The organism is Paenibacillus sp. P4_A9 (assembly GCF_056402415.1).
On record NZ_JBFUHL010000057.1, the window covers coordinates 1 to 20,488 of the forward strand.

General features: G+C 43.4%; 7 protein-coding genes. 1 reads left to right on the top strand and 6 read right to left on the bottom strand.

Features of this window, described 5'->3' with window-relative positions:
- Window positions 1-819 (bottom strand): right-handed parallel beta-helix repeat-containing protein (locus AC1DVJ_RS24720; RefSeq protein WP_477594362.1); only part of this gene is annotated, 819 nt, incomplete at its 3' end.
- A gap of 257 nt (window positions 820-1,076) precedes the next feature.
- Here AC1DVJ_RS24720 and AC1DVJ_RS24725 point away from each other — a divergent pair.
- Window positions 1,077-1,964 carry an AraC family transcriptional regulator gene (locus tag AC1DVJ_RS24725; RefSeq protein WP_477594364.1) on the top strand — a complete coding sequence of 296 codons (888 nt, stop codon included), beginning with the start codon at window positions 1,077-1,079 and terminating at the stop codon, window positions 1,962-1,964.
- 104 nt (window positions 1,965-2,068) lie between these two features.
- Here the strand turns inward: AC1DVJ_RS24725 and AC1DVJ_RS24730 are convergent, their stop codons facing one another.
- From AC1DVJ_RS24730 to AC1DVJ_RS24750, 5 genes are all read right to left on the bottom strand, one after another.
- Complete coding sequence (locus AC1DVJ_RS24730) at window positions 2,069-3,718, bottom strand: S-layer homology domain-containing protein (RefSeq protein ID WP_477594366.1); 1,650 nt, start codon at window positions 3,716-3,718, stop codon at window positions 2,069-2,071.
- A gap of 294 nt (window positions 3,719-4,012) precedes the next feature.
- The gene (locus AC1DVJ_RS24735; RefSeq protein ID WP_477594368.1) at window positions 4,013-9,679 is read right to left on the bottom strand and encodes a DUF7402 domain-containing protein; all 5,667 of its coding nucleotides are present in this window, start codon (window positions 9,677-9,679) and stop codon (window positions 4,013-4,015) included.
- A gap of 414 nt (window positions 9,680-10,093) precedes the next feature.
- Window positions 10,094-16,645 carry a chitobiase/beta-hexosaminidase C-terminal domain-containing protein gene (locus tag AC1DVJ_RS24740; RefSeq protein WP_477594370.1) on the bottom strand — a complete coding sequence of 2,184 codons (6,552 nt, stop codon included), beginning with the start codon at window positions 16,643-16,645 and terminating at the stop codon, window positions 10,094-10,096.
- Window positions 16,646-17,026: 381 nt separating this feature from the next.
- Window positions 17,027-18,793, bottom strand: coding sequence for a glycoside hydrolase family 35 protein (locus AC1DVJ_RS24745; RefSeq protein ID WP_477594372.1), 1,767 nt, complete (start codon window positions 18,791-18,793; stop codon window positions 17,027-17,029).
- A gap of 97 nt (window positions 18,794-18,890) precedes the next feature.
- On the bottom strand, window positions 18,891-20,435 hold the full coding sequence (locus AC1DVJ_RS24750) for a DUF3502 domain-containing protein (RefSeq protein WP_477594374.1): 1,545 nt from the start codon (window positions 20,433-20,435) through the stop codon (window positions 18,891-18,893).
- Window positions 20,436-20,488: the final 53 nt, after the last annotated feature.

A 20,488-nucleotide genomic window follows, 5' to 3' on the forward strand; every position in this document is an offset into this window, starting at 1 on the left:
GTCACAATCTGTGCAGTTAAATCGCCCAATCTGTGCAGTTAAATCGCCCCGGGTTTGTGCATTCGCAAGCTTGGTTTCAAAGATATTGGTTGCGTCGGCAGCCTTATAAGTCATATTGATATAAGACCCGCCTGCAGAAAATAGCGGATTGTCAAAAAATGATGAAGGGAAGCCTGGATATTTATTTGAGTTCAATGTTTTTGCCTGAGTCGCTCTGATATCGTTGACATACATGGTGTTTACATGAAACGCTCCGTTTGCATTTAGCGGCAACGGTCCTGATGTTGCAGGAAGTCCATTTGGAAAAATGGTATTCAATTGCGACTGCAAATTTGTCTTATACACTTGGCCAACCAAAGTTTGTTGCATATCCGAGTCTGGATTTGCTGAGTTGGTTGATGCCTGAACCTGTGTCCAACCGGAGGATGCTTTCATGCCTCCAACAAATTTGGCACTGCCTGGTGCGCCTAATGTTTTATAGATCACATGGTGTCCATTAGTACCGGAATCTGCCGTAGTAAAGTTGACAGTATTCGGTGTGTAATATTTACCAGGTTCAAAGAAAACATAGATGTCGCCAGTCATATCTTCGTTAATTGTTTCAACAGCTTTGCGTGCGCCATCCAGCGTGGCAAGCGGCTTTTCGTATGTACCAGGGTTAGAGTCGCTGCCTTTAGACGAAACAAAAAATTCAGCTTGAATGTTGGACGCACTTGTTGTGTCTGCATATGCACGATTTGTTATTGTTGCGAACGCCGATAATACCATGGAAGCGGATACAAAAGTACAGATTGTCTTTCTTAGCATGAACTTTAACATAGACTTTCCTCCTGCGAGGGTGTCATCCCTCTTACTTTTTTTGAAAAAATAAACGAGAAAAGTGAAATTGTATTAGAAAGCTTTAAAGTTATAACTGTTGGACAGCTTGATCAACCCCTTCATATCTATTGTACGATTCAACTCATTTTCTCATATAAAAAACCCTATGAAAATAAACATTCCTATAATATTGTTATACAATATTCCTCATTTTGTTGTATGATTTCAGTAATGGGAAAATAAAGGAGGTCGAGTTTTTGGACGATAAATTCTACTTAAACGAAATTAATCCGTACATCCTTGGTTGTATCAATGTCAATCCAATTAATTGCCCTCCCACAGGAGAACCCTTCCCCCCACGAACGACTCGATGGTTTGAATTGGAATTAATAACTTGGGGTGATGGATATATAGTAACGGAAGGCAAAAGACATAATGTACGTAAGGGGAATTTATTTTTCCGACCTCCTGGTGTAAAGGTGCAAGGCTTTGCACCTTATTATTGTTATTTGGTTGTATTTGACATATCGTATGATCCAGCCAAAGAACAAATTTACCAAGGAACATTATCTTTAAACAACGATGCCGAACCCAGAAACGAAGATAAGTTATGGAAAGAGATCTTCCCGATGTTTAAAGAAGTAATAGAGAATCCGGTGTGGGAGATGTTGTTTAGACAGATCTTCGAGGAGAATGTTCAATCAGGTAAGCACAATCAATTCACTTTGAAAACTTTGCTAATGCAGCTCTTGCACAAACTTTATGAGTCGAGAATTGATGAGGCCGTGTTAGCCACTCGGCATCATTCTCTTAGAAGACATCTCAACGGAATTCTTAAAGCAAAAGCCTACATTGATAACCGTCCGGCTTCATGCTTCAATTTAGAAGAATTGTCAGCGCTAGCTGGCTTAAGTGAAAATTTCTTTTGCACGGCTTTCAAAAAAATTGTCGGAGAATCTCCTATCGTATACGCTAATCGTGTGAAGATCAACGTAGCGAAATCAATGCTGATCCAAACCAATGACAGCATCAAGGACATTTCCAGTATTCTTGGGTTTAATAACGTAACTTATTTCCATCGGCTTTTCAAAAGCATGGAGGGCTTTACTCCCCAGCAATATCGAGATCAAACTAAGATGCAATGACATATGAAAATTGGTGACAGAACCCCATATTGCAGTAACCTTACGAAAAGCGTAGAGCCCCCTTTGTTAGTAAAGGGGGCTCTCTCCGTGTCATTCATTTTCGTTTAATAGTTATAAATGTTGTACATCAATTGCGCCGCTTCCGCGCGAGTCGTTGTTCCTTTCGGGTAAAGCTTATTGTCGTAGCCGTTGATTAACCCTGACTTGACAAGAGTAGCGATACTACCAGCAGCGTAATTCGAAATCTCCGGAGTATCCGTAAATGAGCCAAGCTCGGCTTCCGAAGCGTCGATTGTCAGCTGATCGCTAATTCTAAGCGCTTTTTCCGTCAGCACCATCATATCCTCTCTTGTAATGGAAGCCTGAGGATTGAATTGGTTATTTCCAATTCCGCCCGTAATTCCTAACCCTCTGGCAATCCTTACTGCTTCTTCATAATAATCGCCATCGTTAACATCTGCGAATCGATCGCCCATAGGCCCTTGCAAATTAAGCGTTCGCAATAACAGCAATAGGAAATCTGCTCGGGTTACTTGCTGCAACGGACTAAATTGACGATCTGTCGTACCATTGATTATTCCTTTGGATGCCAAAACTTCGATTGAATGCTTGGCCCAGTCCATGGAAGAAATATCATTAAATGATTTTTGAACGAACGAAATCGCATACGTGCTGAAGTGTGTAGTCGAGAAAGTCACTAGACCTGTGGCAGAATTATACTTTCCATTCTTTACAGAATTAATGTTTCCTTCTCCATCAATATACCAAACGACGATATGCTCTGGATGTTTCTGTTCCTCCACTGTAGGAGAATAAGGTACGCTAACGATTACAGGGGCTTTCGGGTTATTGAAAGCAATTGTTCTGCCGCCGGATTGAACGGTAAGCTCAATGACCGGATGAGATCCGACTTTATTCTGCGCGCTTGCGTCTAACTTGCTGGTATCTGCTCGAGAGATAAGAAGCTCGGTCTGGCTATCYGTCAAATCACCTTCTCGGAACATATTGCTTGGAATAACGATAATGCCGATAGGAGTTATAATTTCAACTTGATATTGTTTCTTATCACTAGACATCATATAAGAGGGTATCTGCTGCAAATAGGTTTTTGCTTCTGTTGTTTGTGGAAATTCTAGGCTGATCGTTCCTTTTCCACTTGAATCAGACACCGCTTGCTTTTGAGCTTTTTCCCAAGCAGCTGCATCAACGGTTGACGTTGCGATGTTTGATACAGAGTCTACCTTCACGACAGGTGTGAGGATGATCCGACTTGATTTCTTCCYACCATTTGCCGATACCTTCTCGTTGACCGACGTAAGTGTAGAATCTAACTGCGAATTCACCAGTTTCACGCTGTTCAGCACGATATCAGCAACTTCTTCATTCACTGCGCGAAAGGTTAATGTGGCTAATAGTGCATTTCCGTTTTGACCTGGTGTATCTCCAATTTGCGTATGTGCGATTTGAATTTTGTTTCCGTCCACAATAGGTTTTATAGCAAAGCCACCGCTTTGGCTGTCACCACTCACAAACTCTATCTTACTAGAATCGTAAGTTAGATTAAGCTCATACGCATACAAGTCACTTAACTGCTTTCCATTCACCGTTACTTGAAATTTGTTTCCTGCCTTCGGGCTTTCGTTTGAGATCGTCAATAGAAACTGCGGTCCTGCGTCAGCATGTATGATATTTTGGGGACATGTTGTAACAATTAGTAGCAATGCCAGCATATAAGCGAGCAGTTTTTTTATCATCGTAAAAGTCATCCTTTCTTTATGCCCTTGCCATGTTTTGAAAAGGGGGGAGGAACTCATTCCAGCCGGACTTGTAATAACTTCTGGGTAAGCTATCATGTTCACCTCCTATCTGTTGATCACATGTTACTATAACCAGTGCAAAAATCCAACTGTAATAAGAGCATTTTATTGCATTTTTCATTGTAAAAACAGGCACTTTAGTGTACTTATCGTTCAAGTACACTAAAGTGCCTGTGTAAAATCTCATTTTCAGAGAGAAACCGATTTCTCCCCACATTATCAATGATCCGTTTAATGTATGATAGCTTTGGCTACGATTGCCAAGTCTGTAATATCTACCTTGCCGTCTTTATTGACATCCGCWTTGWCATTCCAGCCRGAYTGACCTGGTTGTTTGCCATAGCTTGAAGAAACAATAGCCAAGTCCCCAATGGAAATAGTTCCATTTCCATTGACATCTGCTGTTATTATTTTGTTCTCAAATGCCTGAACTGCCGCTTCAAGCGCAGTTTTGGCATTATCCACCTGAACCTGAGTAGCATTCGGGTTAATAGCTGTTGCACTCGCATTATCAATGGCCAACTGAAGGATTGCCTTTGAACCCGTCAAATACTGACCATCCATATTTCCTTCTACTGCAGCATCATGCTTAGCTTGAGCGCTTGTAATTAAGTCGTTCAGCGATGTCTTATCCACCGGTACTGCAGGTAAAATAATTTGTGCGCTGGAAGAGGCTCCGTTAATTTGCATTTCGTTACCTAGACCGTTGGCAATTGTAAAGTTGCTTACACCAAAGGTTGTATTTGTAACTTGGGTTACAGTTTTGGCGGTAAAGCTAAATTTCAGTAAATCTCCTTGAGAAGCAAATCCATCGGGGTCTGTGCTTGCAAGAACAATCTGAACGTGTCCTGGTACTGCCTCTTTTTGGTCGATGACTTGCAATCCGTAAACAAGTGAGGTCACCGAACCCAGCTGCATGCTTACCGCATCATAGGTAAGCGTCAACTCTTGAGCATTGATACGCTGGAATTCAGTTTGAGTAACATTGCTCAATCCCATTGTTAAATCCAATGCTTCTCCAGTTATTACCTGCTGCCCACTCGTAAGGGTAGCGTGAGGTGATACTGGAGCTGGTAATACTGTCACGCTGATACTTGTTGTCAGTGCCACGTTGTTCGGATTTGCAACTCCGTCAGGCAAAGTTACTGTTCCGTTCACGGTGAACGTCTGGCCTGCGTGTGAGGAAGGATCATAGGATGAAGCATCCACATTCCATGCCACACTGGCAGTCAGGCTCTCCGCCGTATCGGTTACCAGCTCTACGGTTGTTGGCAAGCCCAGAGCTGCTGCCGTCTTCGCCGTTCCATTTGAAACTCCAGTGATGGATTCTGGTGCTGTTATTCCCGAAAGTGTAAGCGTTGATGGCATTACTGTCACCATTTGTAATACATCGCCCGTATATTGATCCGCAGTTGCAACCGCTATGAATGTGCCGGGCTTTGCATACATCGCAGGATCCAAGTCCGCGAAACTTAACGATAAATCTTTTGTTTCGTTAGTAAACTGGGCGCTAATCGACTGTGCTAATACTGGCGCCGTACCCGCAACAGTGGAAACAGGTTGAAGTGTGCCTATAGACTCGAGCCCATTGACTGTTACAGTTGTACTGACGGACGCTTCAAGCCCGACCAATTGCCCATTTACTGTAAACGTACCTGTATTATTTTTGTACGATGACGGATTCACGTTGTCCCAAATAATTGTAGCAACTTGGCTGCTACCGTCCCCAAACGTAACGATCGTTGTGGATGGCAAAACAGGAGCAGTACCAAGCATCGTTGTGATAGGAGCGATCGATCCGATCGACGAGATCGAATAGACTTTGTCAATGTAAATCGTGTAGTTTTTGGTTCCTGCCGTCGTGGTTTCCGATATGACCAACGTATTTCTTCCGTTCAGCAGATTCAGCGCAGTCGGAGTTGTATAGTCAGGGAAGCTTGCTGTAATATCGACACCGTTAAGCGAAATAGCAGTACTCGCACCAGCGATCACTGGTAGAGGTCTTTTCAAAGTGACAGGCTGTGAATTATCGATAACAGTGGCTCCATAAGTTGTATAGCCCGGATTGAAAGTACCGTTCAAGTTAACGTTGCCTAGATTAAAATTCGTTCCATATTTTACATACGTCGGATTGGAGGTAATCTTAATGTCATCTAGCATTACCGTTGCATTAATTCCTCCGAAACCAACACCACCAGAGGTATAAGCCCCGTCATTAGCCGATAATATCTTGGTTCCGTCTACGACAAACCCGACTTTACCGCCGTAAGTTTGAATCTCAAAATTATGCCAATCCGTCTCAACGAATCCACTTGGCACTGCGACCTTTCCGAGTGAAGTATCGCCAGGGTTATGCTTTGAAATTTCAAAATATGGAGTGCCCGCTGGAAAACCAGCGACTCCTAATTTATTTCTTCTGTAGATGACTTGATAGGCTGACGGGTTTGAACTATTAGGTTCTTTGGTCATCACATAGATTGTAAAATTGTCATATTGCTGATTAAGAATATTATTGGCACCCCAACCAACAAATTTCCATTTCAAATTAACAATATAGTTATTCCAAGGTGCTCCGGATTGGTAAAAAGCATTCCCGTCCTTGATCACTTCTTGCAGTACTTTATTACTCGGGTTATTCGGATCGGCGATAACGCTCAATACAGGAGTTCCAGGAGGTGTTCCGCCGCCGTAAAGATTAAAGGTTGGAACCACACCGTCTGCAAAGTTTTTGTCTAGCTGAATTACATTATCGTTAGAAGAATCATAAGCTGGTATAACGGGAATTGGGATCGAACCGGGACTGGGTGCATCTTTACCGCCATAAATGTACAATTGGTCGTAATAGCTTACACCTTTGCCATCATCAGACCCTAGATCAACATGATTGAAATTAGTGGATGTATTTAATGTGTTGACCAATATACCATCAATGTAAAGCTTCACATCAGTCTCACTGGTGTAATCCCATTTCAACTCATGCCAGCCATAGGTGCGCCGAACAGAAGTTGCCGTTTCAGTTGAGTCATTCAACATGACATAATAGCTTCCACTTACCGTCGTGTCCAGGCCTAACCCTACAGTATTGCTGCCATTGTCTACTCGTGCCAAGGATTTTACCGTTGTTGAGATCGGGGCACCCGAATCGTAAGGAGCCAGACTATTATTTTGTCTGTCAAACAATTTTACAGTCACAATTTTATTGAGATTCGTTGAAAAATTGCGATATAACACAGGCTTAAAACCACTTACAGCACTGTCACTATCGATCTTTAACGCCTGTTTCCCACTCAAAGCATCCTCAGACATCCATTCCTTTGTAACATCAGGCGCTTTTCCTTTATAGGACCATTTCGAAAAATTCAATCCATTTTCAAAGTTTTCCTTGAAATAGATGTTGTTTGGTTCTTGAACCAGAGTTTTCGCCGGCAAAAATACACTTGGAAAATCAACCCCCACACCAATGTGTGCATAATCCATTAAGGAATCGTTGAAAGTAGCAAGTTGATTATAAGCAGTACCAAAATCAATGTTTGTGTTGGTCAATACATATCTTGAATCGCCGCCGCCTATTTCAGCATTGTAGTGCTGTGGATTGACGGATTTAAAATTGCTTATTTCGAATCCTGATGTTCCCATGTCAAGGTTCATGTTATTTGGAGCTATATCCGCCATACTCGGGTTTGCCCCAGTGCTGCCGATGAGCATCTGATTAATATAATTCGGTCTGTTGGTCGGACCTCTGTACAAGAAGCACGCAAAGAATGATCCATCATCCCCGCCGTCTTGCTGGTTGTCATGCAAATAGATATATTCGAAGGTGTTATGATGCGCATACAAATCAGTCATAGGATCGTAATCACGGTCCCCATCTATCGTACTTGGGTTTCCATCCGGAGCCGGATAGTTGGGATTACGGCTATATCCGCCGGAAAGGAAGATTCCTCTTCTCGACGAATTGTAAACCTCCAGATGAGATAATGTATTATAGCCTGAATTCATGATTGTAATGCCGCTTGCTGAACCGACCAGTTCGCCTATATTACGAACAATCGTATTTGTTATAGTGTTATAGCTGTTATAGCCGTTCCCTTGCGAGTCCCCGCCGAGGCCCGGATAACCGCCCTCCAGTTGAATACCGTTGTTGCCGATGCCCTCTATCAGGGAGTTATTGATATTCGTATACTGGTTGGCAAGGTATACATTTATCCCCATCATTCCTGCATTCAATACGTGTGCATTTGTTATTGTAATATGGTTTGTGTTCGTAAGTTGCAAGGCACCTGTCTGAAACTCAACTCTTTCGGTCTGTTCGCTGTAAGATGGCTGTTTGACTCCGACAACTTGAGCTTCCGGCGGGTAAATACCCATGCCATAAACATCTCCATAATTCCATGCAAAACTGTAGTAGTCAGGGAAATTAGTGTCCTTGATCTGCAAACCGTCAAAGGTTATGTTCGATGCAGGGCTTGTGCGTGATGAGCCCTTGACTTCAATTATTTTCTCGAGTTTGGGAATTACGATATCCTGACTACTTATGTCGCCTGTGCCTGATTTCGGATAGTAATACAGGTATCCGGTTGTTTTATTGAAGTAATATTCGCCTGGCTGATCCAAAAAGCCTAAATTCCCCTGTAAAACAAACCTGGCAGCGGCGCCTATGGCAAAATGCGGACGGTATGCCTCGGGATGACCGGCTGTTGTTTTAAAATTAATTGCACCTGTGGAAGTATTGATGCTTGCAAGCGGAATCGTATCTGTCATCCAATCCCTGTAATCCCAATCCCAAATATACACCTGTGCATCCAGCTCGCCGCGTGCCTGTGCATTTACCAGACCGGCTTCAGATACGGCATCCAGACTATTACCAACGCCGTATTCAGACGACACTGTAACTGCGGCATTTGGTGAAATATTGACGTTTGACGTATTCCATGCCTTAAATTCTGAAAGGCCATTATTACCGCTGCTGCCTGTCACCTGGAATTTCACCCAGGTTATGGTCTTATCTGGAAATGTAACATCTTTAGCTGAGCCATCATTTGGAATCCCTGTTACATCTATTGAGCTTCCATCGCTGAAAGTCATTGTACCTCCCTTTATCCAGTCAGTCGTATTCACTCGATCATGAAGCGTGACCTTGTTGACAGTCTGGCTGCTGCTCCATCCCAGCTGTATCCATGGATTATCTTCACTGTTGGACACCCACTCGGTATTGGTTGAATTATCCACAGCTTTCGCCTTTATATACTGGCTGTTGGTACTTTTATAAATAAGTGACGATATACTTCCTCCCATTGCCTTCATATATTCCGAACTAGATGCAGGAAACCCGGGATACCGGTTTAAATTCTTTGTTCTCGCCATTACTGCTCTTTCATCGTTTACATATAACGTATTAAAGTTGACTCCCGTCCCCACAAAGGTCTTGTAGACGCTTCCATCTGCGCTGACAGGCAAGTCGGCATCTGCGCCAGTACGTGAAACTACATTCCATGCCGAAGTGACTTTATTCCCGCCAATAAATTTCGCGCTTCCCAATTCATCCAAATTCCTATAAATAATGTTAAACCCATTGGTGCCCGAATCGCTTTCATTGAATGAAATCGTATTATTGACGTAATAATTACCTGCAGCTATAAAAACGTAAATATCCCCCTTCATATCGCTGTTGATTAATCGGACGGCATCCCGAGCCGCCTGCAGGGTGGCGAAAGGATGATCATAAGAACCATCATTGGTATCACTTCCTGATGGTGATACAAAGAATTCTGCTTGTATGCGATCCCCAGTTGTTGAATTGATAGCGGTTTCAGAAGCATAAACACTACTTCCCGTTCCAATTAATGAGGTGAAAATCATACAAGAAGCCAAAATAATACTTACCTGTTTTTTATACAACGTACTTTCCTCCTCTTAAATATCCAATTAAATACAGATGCTTTTTTGTTATTCAAGCAGACCTATAGCGGTAGTGTGTATCTTGATGGCGGAAGCGTGTTTAGTTTTTCTAGGATGGGTGTGCAATAACTTCCGGGTAAGCTATCATGTCCACCTCCCTCTCTTGACCACATCTTACTTTAACCAGTTCACAAAACCTAGTGTAAAAGGAGCATTTCATTGCAATTTTGACTGTAAAATAGGCACTTTTATGTACTTATGGTTCAAGTACACGAAAGTGCCTGTGTAGAATCTCATTTTTCAGTTATTAAAATTATTAATTCGTATTTAATAGTTTTCTTTATGCACTTGCCATGCAAACATATATTGAAAAGGGGGAGAAACCGCGTTCACCCCTCATTTTCAATGATCAGTTTAATGAATGATCGCTTTGGCTACGATCGCAAGGTCAACAATATCTACCTTACCGTCTTTATTGACATCGGCTTTGGCATTCCAACCGTTTTGACCTGATTGCTTGCCATAGCTTGCCGAAACAATAGCCAAGTCCCCAATGGAAATATTTCCGTTTCCATTGACATCTGCTGTTATTATTTTGTTTTCAAATGCCTGAACTGCCTCTTCTAGCGCAGCTTTGGCATTATTCACCTGAACCTGAGTAGCATTCGGGTTCATAGCTGTTGCAGTTGCGTTATCTATGGCCGACTGAAGAATTGCCTTTGATCCTGGCAAATACTGACCATCCATATTTCCTTCTACTGCAGCATCATGCTTAGCTTGGGTGCTTGTAATTAAGGTATTCAGTGATGTCTTATCCACCGGTACTGCAGGTAAAATAATTTTTGTGCTGGAAGAAGCTCCGTTAATTTGCAATTCGTTGCCTAGACCGTTGGCAATTTTAATATTGCTTACACCAAAGGCTATATTCGTAACTTGGGTTACAGCTTTGGCGGTAAAGCTAAATTTCAGTACATCTCCTTGCGGAATAAATCCATCAGGATCTGTGCTTGCAAGAATAAATTGAACATGTCCCGGCACTGTCTCTTTTTGGTCGATGACTTGCAATCCGTAAACGAGAGAGGTCACCGTACCCAGCTGCATATTCGCCGCATCATAGGTAAGAGTCAACATTTGGGCATTAATACGTTGGAATTCACTTGGTGTAACGCCACTCAATCCCATCGTGAGATCCAATTCATTTCCAGCCATTACCTGCTGCTCACTGGTAAGGGTAGCTTGAAGCGATACAGGCGCTGGCAATACTGTCACGCTGATGCTTGTTGTCAATTCCAAGTTGCTCGGATTTGCAACTCCGTCAGGCAAAGTTACTGTTCCGTTCACGGTGAACGTCTGGCCTGCTTGTGAGGACGGATCATAGGATGAAGCATACACAGCCCATGTCACATTGGCAGTCAGGCTTCCCGCTGGATCGGTTACCAGTTCGACCGTTTCTGGCAAGCCAAGAGCTGCTGCCGTCTTTGCCGTTCCGTTTGCAACCCCAGTAACAGATGCTGGTGCTGTAATTCCTACTAGCGATGAATCAAATTGATTGACGGGAATATTACTTGTACCAAGCAGGTTTCCATTCAGGTCATAAAGCTGAGCTATCATATGATCACCGCTTGAAGGGGCTAACACATTAATAGTTTGCGTTCCCGCTTTTACATCATAGCTTTGACCATTCACTAACACGTATACGCCAACGGCAGCACCAGGGTTGTTTAAATTTGTGCCCTCAACATCAACAGTTAGGTCGGTGTTTGTTCCGCCGTGTACTGTGCTAGTAGTTGATACATTAAAGTTCGACACATTGTAGAAATTTGCTGTTACGGTATTATCATAGAACGATGTAGCGAATTCTGTTGATGCGCTGTTCGCATCAGCAAACAACCCTGCATTGGATGCAGTCCAATTAAGGAAGTATGACCCCGTAGCCGGAGTTGCGACTACAGGCATTGCCGTACCGGAAAGATAGTTGCCAGCACTGCCTTGGGTTACCGTACCGTTACCCGATGTTGCAAAACTAAGATCAGGCGTACCGCTGCTTATATCTACTTTGAGAATGTTGCTAAGACTGCCAGTCGAATCCTTCTCTCGGATATAGACCGTATACGGTACATACGGTGCGAGATTTGGAATACTAATGGTGTTATCGCCTACATTAGTAGTTACTCCGGCTCCAGAAGTGGAAATGGTTGGTTGTGCGGCCGCACTGTACACCACTATATAGTAATATTCGCCAGCTTGATCAGCAGTGAATGTCACGGATGCGGTACCTGTAGGCCCGTTAGTGCCATTGCTGATACTGTTTGTAGGGGTTGCGTTCTTAGCTGAGATCAAAAAAGAATTCGCACTCGTCGGCATCGCTACGACATTTAGAGTTGCGGCAAGTGTCGTATAGATTGCCGGTATGAGCGAGTTAGTTGTGTTCGTGATCAAGCACTGATACTTTGTACCATCGTTAGCAACTGTTACCGGTGAAGCAGTTGTATAGGTACTGCTTGTCGCGTCACTAATGTTGCTCCATGTTGTACCGTTATCGGTTGAAACCTGCCACTGATAAGTGAGTGTTCCACCATCAGAAGCCCATGCCGAAGTACCGAAGGTTACAAGTTGAGGATCGGTTACAATCTGTGAACGTGGGTTTGCAAACACTACTGGAGTGGAAGCAGTAGGGTTAGTGATTATGTAAGCATAGGTCGAGACTGAAGAAAAATTCCCACTGTTGCTTACTTCAACCACTTTCAATGTACCACTGTTATTGATTGGTATAGGACCCGTATACAGCATTCCGTTGATTGATGGGTCTGAACCGTCCAGCGTATAGTAAACTTTTTCACCAGCAGTGCCGGGTTGCACATTCACTGCTAATGGGTTTGCGTATGTTCCGGCCACTTTATCAACTGTTGGAAGGGAAGCGTTTGAATTTTGAGCAACCGCAGGTTCAAGATGAGCTTTGACGTTTTGCAAAACAACTACTGCGTTAACAATATCTGTACTGGTAGCACTATTGTTTCCTAACACCGTTTTTGCATTGAGTATTGCCGCTTGTAAAGCATTCCAACTTGCAGTTGAATTGTTCCCTTGCGCAACAGACTTTGCATTTGTTATTGCATCATTGAGCGGTTGTTTGTTAACACCCGTTGCAGTCTGTATCGCCGTTGTTCCGTTAATCGTGTAGTTATAACCGGCTGTCTGACTGTAAACCCCACTACTATTAACTTCTACAACTTTAAGTGTACAAGTAGCATTAATGGAAATCGGATTTCCGGTATAAAGTGTTCCGTTGATTGCCGGATCGGAACCATCTGTGGTGTAATACACAGAATCGCTTGAACTTGCCGGTGTAAGGGTAACGCTTTGCGCATTATTATAAGTCCCGGATGAAATGTTCGCCTGTGGAGGATTAGTAGGATTCTGCACAAGGCTAATGTTTGCAACATCAAACGTAGCATCATATCCGCCAAGTCCAAAGCCGCCAAACGCATTACTAGGATTGGATACTGTCGCAACCTGAGTGTCATTGATGTAGAACGTTATATTTCCTTTGCTGGCTACAATTTTGTACGTATTCCAGTTATTCATGTTGAAGCCGGTAGGCATTTGGATATTGGTTACTAAAATATTGTCGGTAGGGCTGCCACCTCTTTGGTAGATTTGCCATTGACCATTCGTGAGATTCGGATTATTATACCTGAATTCATAACGGGATACATTTGCTCCACTATTAGTACTGGCAAAAACGGATGGGCCAAAAGTAGCATATGTACCGTTAGTGTTGCCCGACCATGACACAAATTTCATTTTAGCAGTGAATGTGTAATTTGTAAGTGATGTATTACCCCCACCGTAGTATACAACATTGTCCGGCGATGTAATCCTTTCGACCTGGCCGACTGTTGCGTCTTGTACGATTTGATATTTAACCAAGTTACCCGAAGGGTCTCTGTTGTCTACCCATCCTGTCGGTCTGATCGTGCTCCCCATCGGGTATCCACTGAAATTCTCTGAATACATCTGGGTTGAGGCTGCTGTGGGTGGTACGATTACAACTGGTTGAACCGGCTGAGAGTCCTGGCCGCCATAGATGTAAAAGTCGCCGAAATCTGTGGAGCTGCCAACCGCTTTTCCATCTGGCCAGCTTGTTCCCCAGTCGCCCATACCAACGTATGAGAATGTAGTGGAGACACTATCTGCCGCTGTATATGCTGCCACTTGCTGACCGTCAACAGAAATCTTTACATCAGTTCCGGAGGAATAGTCCATCGTAAGGGTACGCCAGCCAAAATCACGTCGCACATTGGTTACAATCGACTGATTGCCTTTTTGGATTGTATAGTAATCTTTCGATACATTACCGTTGGCACCAATTCCTAATACCGTTTTACCGTCATCGACGCGCAAATACGTATGAGCCAAAATAGGGTCATTCGGAACGGTTGTTGGAGAGTCTCCTGTGAAATAATCTTTATGTCTGTCGAAAAACTTGACAGTTACAACCTTATTGAGTGGCTGTGCAAAGGGACGACTAACAACAACACCGCTCGCATTAAGTGGTGTATAAATTGGAAGCGAGCGTATACCAAGTCGCGGGTCGGTCGGATTTGCCAATACGCCCATAGACATATCTACATTGCCTTTTTCTACTGCCCACTTTGTCATGTCAAGTGTATCTGAGTTAAACGTATCCGAAAAATATACATTTGACGGTATTGTTTGTTGGTAGACGTGTCTATTCGCTCCGAGCAAATCAGTCGGGAAGGACGGCGTTAAACCAATTAAACCGTATTGCATTTTTGACGGGTCAAACGACTTCACGCTTGTTACGCTTTCGACATTGTTTGTGGTATTTTGGAAAATATACATATCTCCATAGCTGCCAGGACGAATGGCCAATGAGTGACTTTGCGTGTTCAGTGCTTGAATGTTTGAGAAAACAAACCCGGTTGCGCCCATAGCTGTATCCAATCCGCCAACCGAATTTTTTTCATGTACGGAAGCCGCAGTACCTATATCAGAGATAAGCACCTGATCCATATAATTATAACGATCAACTGAAGTATCAATTTGTGACAGGTTCGTTGTTAGATGGTTAACATCATTTGATCCGTGCTGAGTCGCAGCAGAATACCATGTTCCGCCTCCGGCAGTAAGCCATGACATGAAAATAGCGCTATCTTCGCCTGCATCTTGATGTGTGTGGTGCACGTAGATGTATGAGAAATGATTGCCGACAGTATAGTTATCTCTTACGTTATCAAAATTTGGGTTCGCACCTTGACCGCCGCGAGGGTAACCGCCAAGAATAAGCATTGCGCGTTTAGGTGAATTATAAATCTCCAAGTGGCTAAATGTGCTCTGACCACAACTCATAACGGTAAGAGCAACAGCATGACCTACAAGCTGACCGACGTCATGGATCAGAACATTGTTAATCGTATGATGGTTGGAATATTTACCGACGCCAGGATATCCGCCATCAATGGAAATCCCCCCGCCACCGGTGTGCTCAACCGTGGTGTTCTCAATCGTGTTGTACTGATTGTCACCGAGCATAAAGATACCGTAAATACCGGCATTTTTAATGTCGCTGTTTTTGATTGTTATGTGGTTGGTGCCTTGCAACGCAATACTGCCGACTTGGAAAGCCGGACGTTCGGCAGATTCGACATATGCCGGCTCGGTTACGCCCGGCATCAATGCTACCGGCGGGAATTGACCAATGCCACCATTAGCATCACCATAGTTATAGGTATAGCTGTAATAGTCACTAAACTCTGTGTCCTTTACGGCAAGACCATCAAAAACAATGTTGTGTACTTGCAGCGTCGGATTGGGTTGATCACCGGGGTTTGCCTTCGGTGTACCCTGCAGATTAATGACAGTTTGCATGGTTGGCGTAACAACGGTTTTATTTGCCATCGTTCCATCGGCCGGATAGTAATAAAGTACGCCTGTTGTTTTGTCATAATGGTATTCGCCCGGTGTGTCAAGGAACGAGAGGTTATGTTGCAGGAAATATCTCGAACCGTCACTTACTGTATATTTTACTCTATATTGGTATTTATTATAGAAATCCGTGCCATTTGCTTGTGGCTGGTTCAGTGTAATTGTTGAGGTACCCACGGTTGCACTTGCGACAGGTTCCGTATCGCTAAACCAGTCCCACGTACCGTTAACGCCGCCTGTACCGCCGTCCCAAGTGAACACTTGGGCGACTTCCTCGCCGTTTTGCTGCGCTAGCTGCAATCCGTTGATCTGATCTGCAGTTAAATCACTCTTATTGATTTGAATATTACTACCATTGGAACTTCCGGCTACGCGGTTGTAGGTATCCTTGGCTTCAGGGAATCCCGCCTGAGGAATAAGGTTTGGCGTTCTTGCTGTCGTTGCCCGCGCATCATCCACATATAATGTATTAAAAGCCGGTGAATTCAATCCGCCGAATGTTGTGGGATAGTCCGCTTTGTTCAATTGAACCTTCCACACCTTACCTACCATGCCTGTTAACATACCGTAGTTGGTAACGTCGCTTTGGGCCGCTTGTGTCCAGCCGTTCGAATCAACAGGTTTGCCGCCATAAAGCTTTGCAGCGCCAATTCCGCCCGAGCTTTCATAAACAATGTTGTAGCCGTTTGTGCCGGAATCTTGCGGCGTAAGATTAAGAGTGCTTGGCATGTAATAGTCGCCTGGCGCAATGCTAACTATGATATTGCCTGTCATGTTTTGATTAATTTGTTGCACGGCTTGTTGCGCCTTTTGTAAAGTAGCAAACGGATTAACCTGTGAACCGTCACCGAAAGTGTCGTTACCGTTTGTAGAAATATAAATTATTTTCATTACACTCCGTTGAGATTGAACGTTTACCTCGCTTGCGCTTACGATTGTATTGGCAAATGTAAATGTCGTCATTACCATCGCTGAGGCCAATGCAATTGATGTAATTTTCGTTAAAAATTTGCCCATTTTATTTACACTTCTCCTTCATTTCATTGTTTTTCTGTTTCCATCCGTGTTGTTGCAATACGTTTTCACCTACATTGAGATCCCCCCTATTAACAAATCGACCGAATATCTTCAAGGATACAATTTATCTCAATTACTTCCTTCCGGATCAAGTAATGTAGGAGTATGTAGTTTTGGAGGGAACTAACATCGAACGATAAATGAAAGGTTGAATTGAAGTAATAGTAGCAAATAATAATGAAAGGTTACATTGTAAAAAGAGTATTCTCCTGTAAAATGGTTAAATTGTGTACACCAAAATTTGTGTTTTCTATGAAAATTGAAAGTGGATACCCTTTAAAGCGCTTCCGAGTTGATATAGCAAACGCACAAAGGCTTATATTATCCGAGCTCTGCAAAATCCTGCAAGGTAACAACTGGAGCGTTCGTTCCATGCAGTTCAAATACAATAAGCTCATTCTTCCCTTCCCGCAGCAATGGAGCCGGAATGTATAATGTTTTTTGCGGGCCGATCTCCCAGTAGCGACCGAGATTAAAGCCGTTGATATAGGCAACACCCTTGATCCAACCATCCAGCTTCAAAAACGTATCGCCGACTTGATCTATTTGAAATATGCCTCTATAAAACGTAGGGGTAAATGGGCTCGTCGCTTGCGCATCGGAATACTCCAAAGCAGCTAAATTTTGTAGCGGCAGCGTATGAATCGTCCAATTATACAGAAATTGCAGACCTAGACGAACACCTTCAGTAATTCCTTTTGGATCTTTCAAGTTGTAGCCGTAATTAATCCGACCTTGATTTTCTACCAAAATGCTTAATGTTGCACCCTCGGCTGGTATGTCCAGCAAAATATCATTTGCTCTTACATTCGGCGTTACATCATGTGTGTTTCTTTCGATAACGCCTTGAAAAACGCCATCAAGGTACACGAGCGCGCGATCTCGTACCTCTTGAATCGCCAATTTAGTTTGCGATAAAGGTCCCTCAATCCTCGACGCGTATAAAATAAACCCATAGTTCTGGCCTAGTCGTTCCATTGTTTCTGGACATACACTATGGATTGGCGTTGTCAACAAATCAAGTGAGTCAAACAACTGTGCTTGCTGGTTTAATCGCACTTCACCGTAATGCTTCTTAGGCAAGGGGTGTGGGAATTCTATAGGTTCAACTTCCGAATATTTCGAAAGCACTTCACGAACTGCCCAGTATTTGTCCGTCATATCGCCGGATTCATTCAATAATACGTCATAGTCATAGCTGGTAACCGTCGGTTCATATGTGCCCAAACTGTTCGCACCGTTAGTAAATCCGAAATTCGTTCCACCGTGGAACATATAAAAATTAACCGACGCTCCCATTTTCAACATCTGATCGAGCACTTGCGCTACATCATCACTTTCTCGAACATGGTGTGGTTTACCCCAATGATCGAACCATCCATTCCAAAATTCCATACAGACGAGCGGCTTGCCAGGCTGATAGTCCAACAGCTTGCCAAACGCCTCTTCCGGCCGTGAGCCAAAGTTGACGGTAGCTAAAACATCCGGTAGAAGCGTCCCTCCTTGTAAGTTGCTGTCAGCATACCCGTCTGAAGTGAACAATAGAACGTCTATACCGCGCCCCATCATTGCCTGCTTCAAATAAATCATATAGTTCTTATCATTGCCGTAGCTTCCGTATTCATTTTCGATTTGCATTGCAATAATCGGTCCGCCATTCGTACTAAGAAGCGGTAGAAATTTGGGCAATAACATATCATAATAAGCATCAACTTTATCCAAAAAAGCCTGATGTGAACAGCGCAGACGCATATTGTCTTCCTTAAGAAGCCAGGCCGGCAGCCCGCCGAATTCCCACTCCGCACAAATATACGGACTCGGCCTTACGATCACGTGTAGGTTCAGTTCGCCCGCTAAACGAATGAAACGCTCGATATCAGCAATCCCTTCAAAGTTAAAATGGCCATCTTGCAGCTCATGTAAATTCCATGGCACATACGTTTCAACCGTATTAAACCCACATGCTTTTAGTTTGAGAAGCCGATCTTGCCAATATTCTGGAACGATTCTAAAATAATGCAAAGCCCCCGATAATATTCGGATCGGCGTACCGTTAAATAAAAATTGTCGCCCTTCAATGGTGAGCATGATTTGTACCACTCCTCTAAATTAAAGGGAGCATCCACACACTAACATATTGAAATGTCACTGTGGATAGCTCCCTATTGCTAGAAATTAGTGCTGCTTATTTTCCTTTAGTAAGCTTCCATGCATCGATTTGCTTCTGCTCTTCAGCGATAATTTTGTCGCTGCCGGCCTTTTTCAACTTGTCGATGAACTCAGGCAAAAATTGAGCTGCATCAGCTGAACCCGTTGTCAGCAATGGAATGTATTGCGCGGTCACAGTAGCTGTTTGTGCAAGTTCGGCTTTCACTGGGTTTGGATCGAAAGTGAAACCAAGAATCGGAGATCCAACTGCAGTTTGGTTCATTTTGACTGTAGCATCAGCTAGGCTAGGTGTCATCGTGAAGCTATTCAATGAATTACCGATTTCCCAGTCGAAATCTGGCGCATATCCTCCGTCTTTAATTACTTCTTTCTTGTTGCCGTCTAATTTCTTGTAGTGCTTGCCTTCAATTCCATGCGCCAAAATATTGTAAAGCTCTTTATCTTTAAATAGCAGGTCTAGGAACATAACAGCACGTTCCGGGTTCTTAGAGGTTTTGCTAATACCCGTCATTGTCGCAATAATCGAGCTTGTCATCAAGTAAGACTGCGTTGTTTTTGCAACATATGCAGGAATTTCCGCAATCTTCGGAACAGCGTTTGGATCGTTTGGATCTGCCGGCCCAATGTTACCATTATTCAAGCTGGCGTTTTTACCTGCTTTACGATCCGCCTGAGCATCAGCAAGCGTTGCGGCATCTTTGCGGATATAACCTTTTTGATACCAATCTCTCATTAAATTCACATACGATTTAAACTCTTCCGATTCGAATTGATTCACTACTTTCAAGGAACCATCCGTTAATTTGACCGTACCTGGGATGTTTCTGCCTGCAACCTCATCAAAGCCATAGGCAACCAGATTGGTTCCCCAAGTGCCGTTTTTGTCCATTTCATAGGGGACAAGGTCCGAATTGTTCTTTTTGACGTAATCTAAGAATGGTGCCAAATCATCCAATTTTTTGATGCTTTCCGGTTTAATGTTGGCTTTGTCTGCCAGAGCCTTTTGGAACGACAAGCCGTTCGTCATTGTCCAAACCTGATAGTTCGGAATCGCATAAATTTTTCCGTTGACCTTGGCAGCATCCCAGCCTATCTTTGGAATCGTTTGCAGAATGGTCGGCGCATACTTTTGCAGAAGATCATCCACAGGAATAAATGCGCCTTTGCTCACATTCTGATAATAATTGTTCGCCCAGCCCGCCGTGAAAGCAAGATCGTAGTTTTCGCCTGCAGCGTTGACTACTTGCATTTTTTGATCAAAAGCGCCCCAATCGACGAATTTAAGATGTATTGTTGCATTCAGTTTTTCTTTCAAGATCTTGTTCATTGCTGCTTCAACAGAAGCAACATCGGCTGGCGGCGTATTATCTAAATACCAGGTCAATTCAACAGGCTCGAGCTTAGGTGCAGTAGATGCCGCTGGAGATACCGCTGTGGAAGCGGCTGGAGCTACCGATGGACTGCTCGTTGTTTCACTTTTGGAACCGCATCCTGCCAAAACGCTTGTCATTACGAGACCGAGGGCAAGACCTACGCCTACTACTTTAAATGGTTTCTGCATAATTGAAAAAACCTCCCTGTATGTGTTTTCATCTATTGTAACGGCTTTGCCGC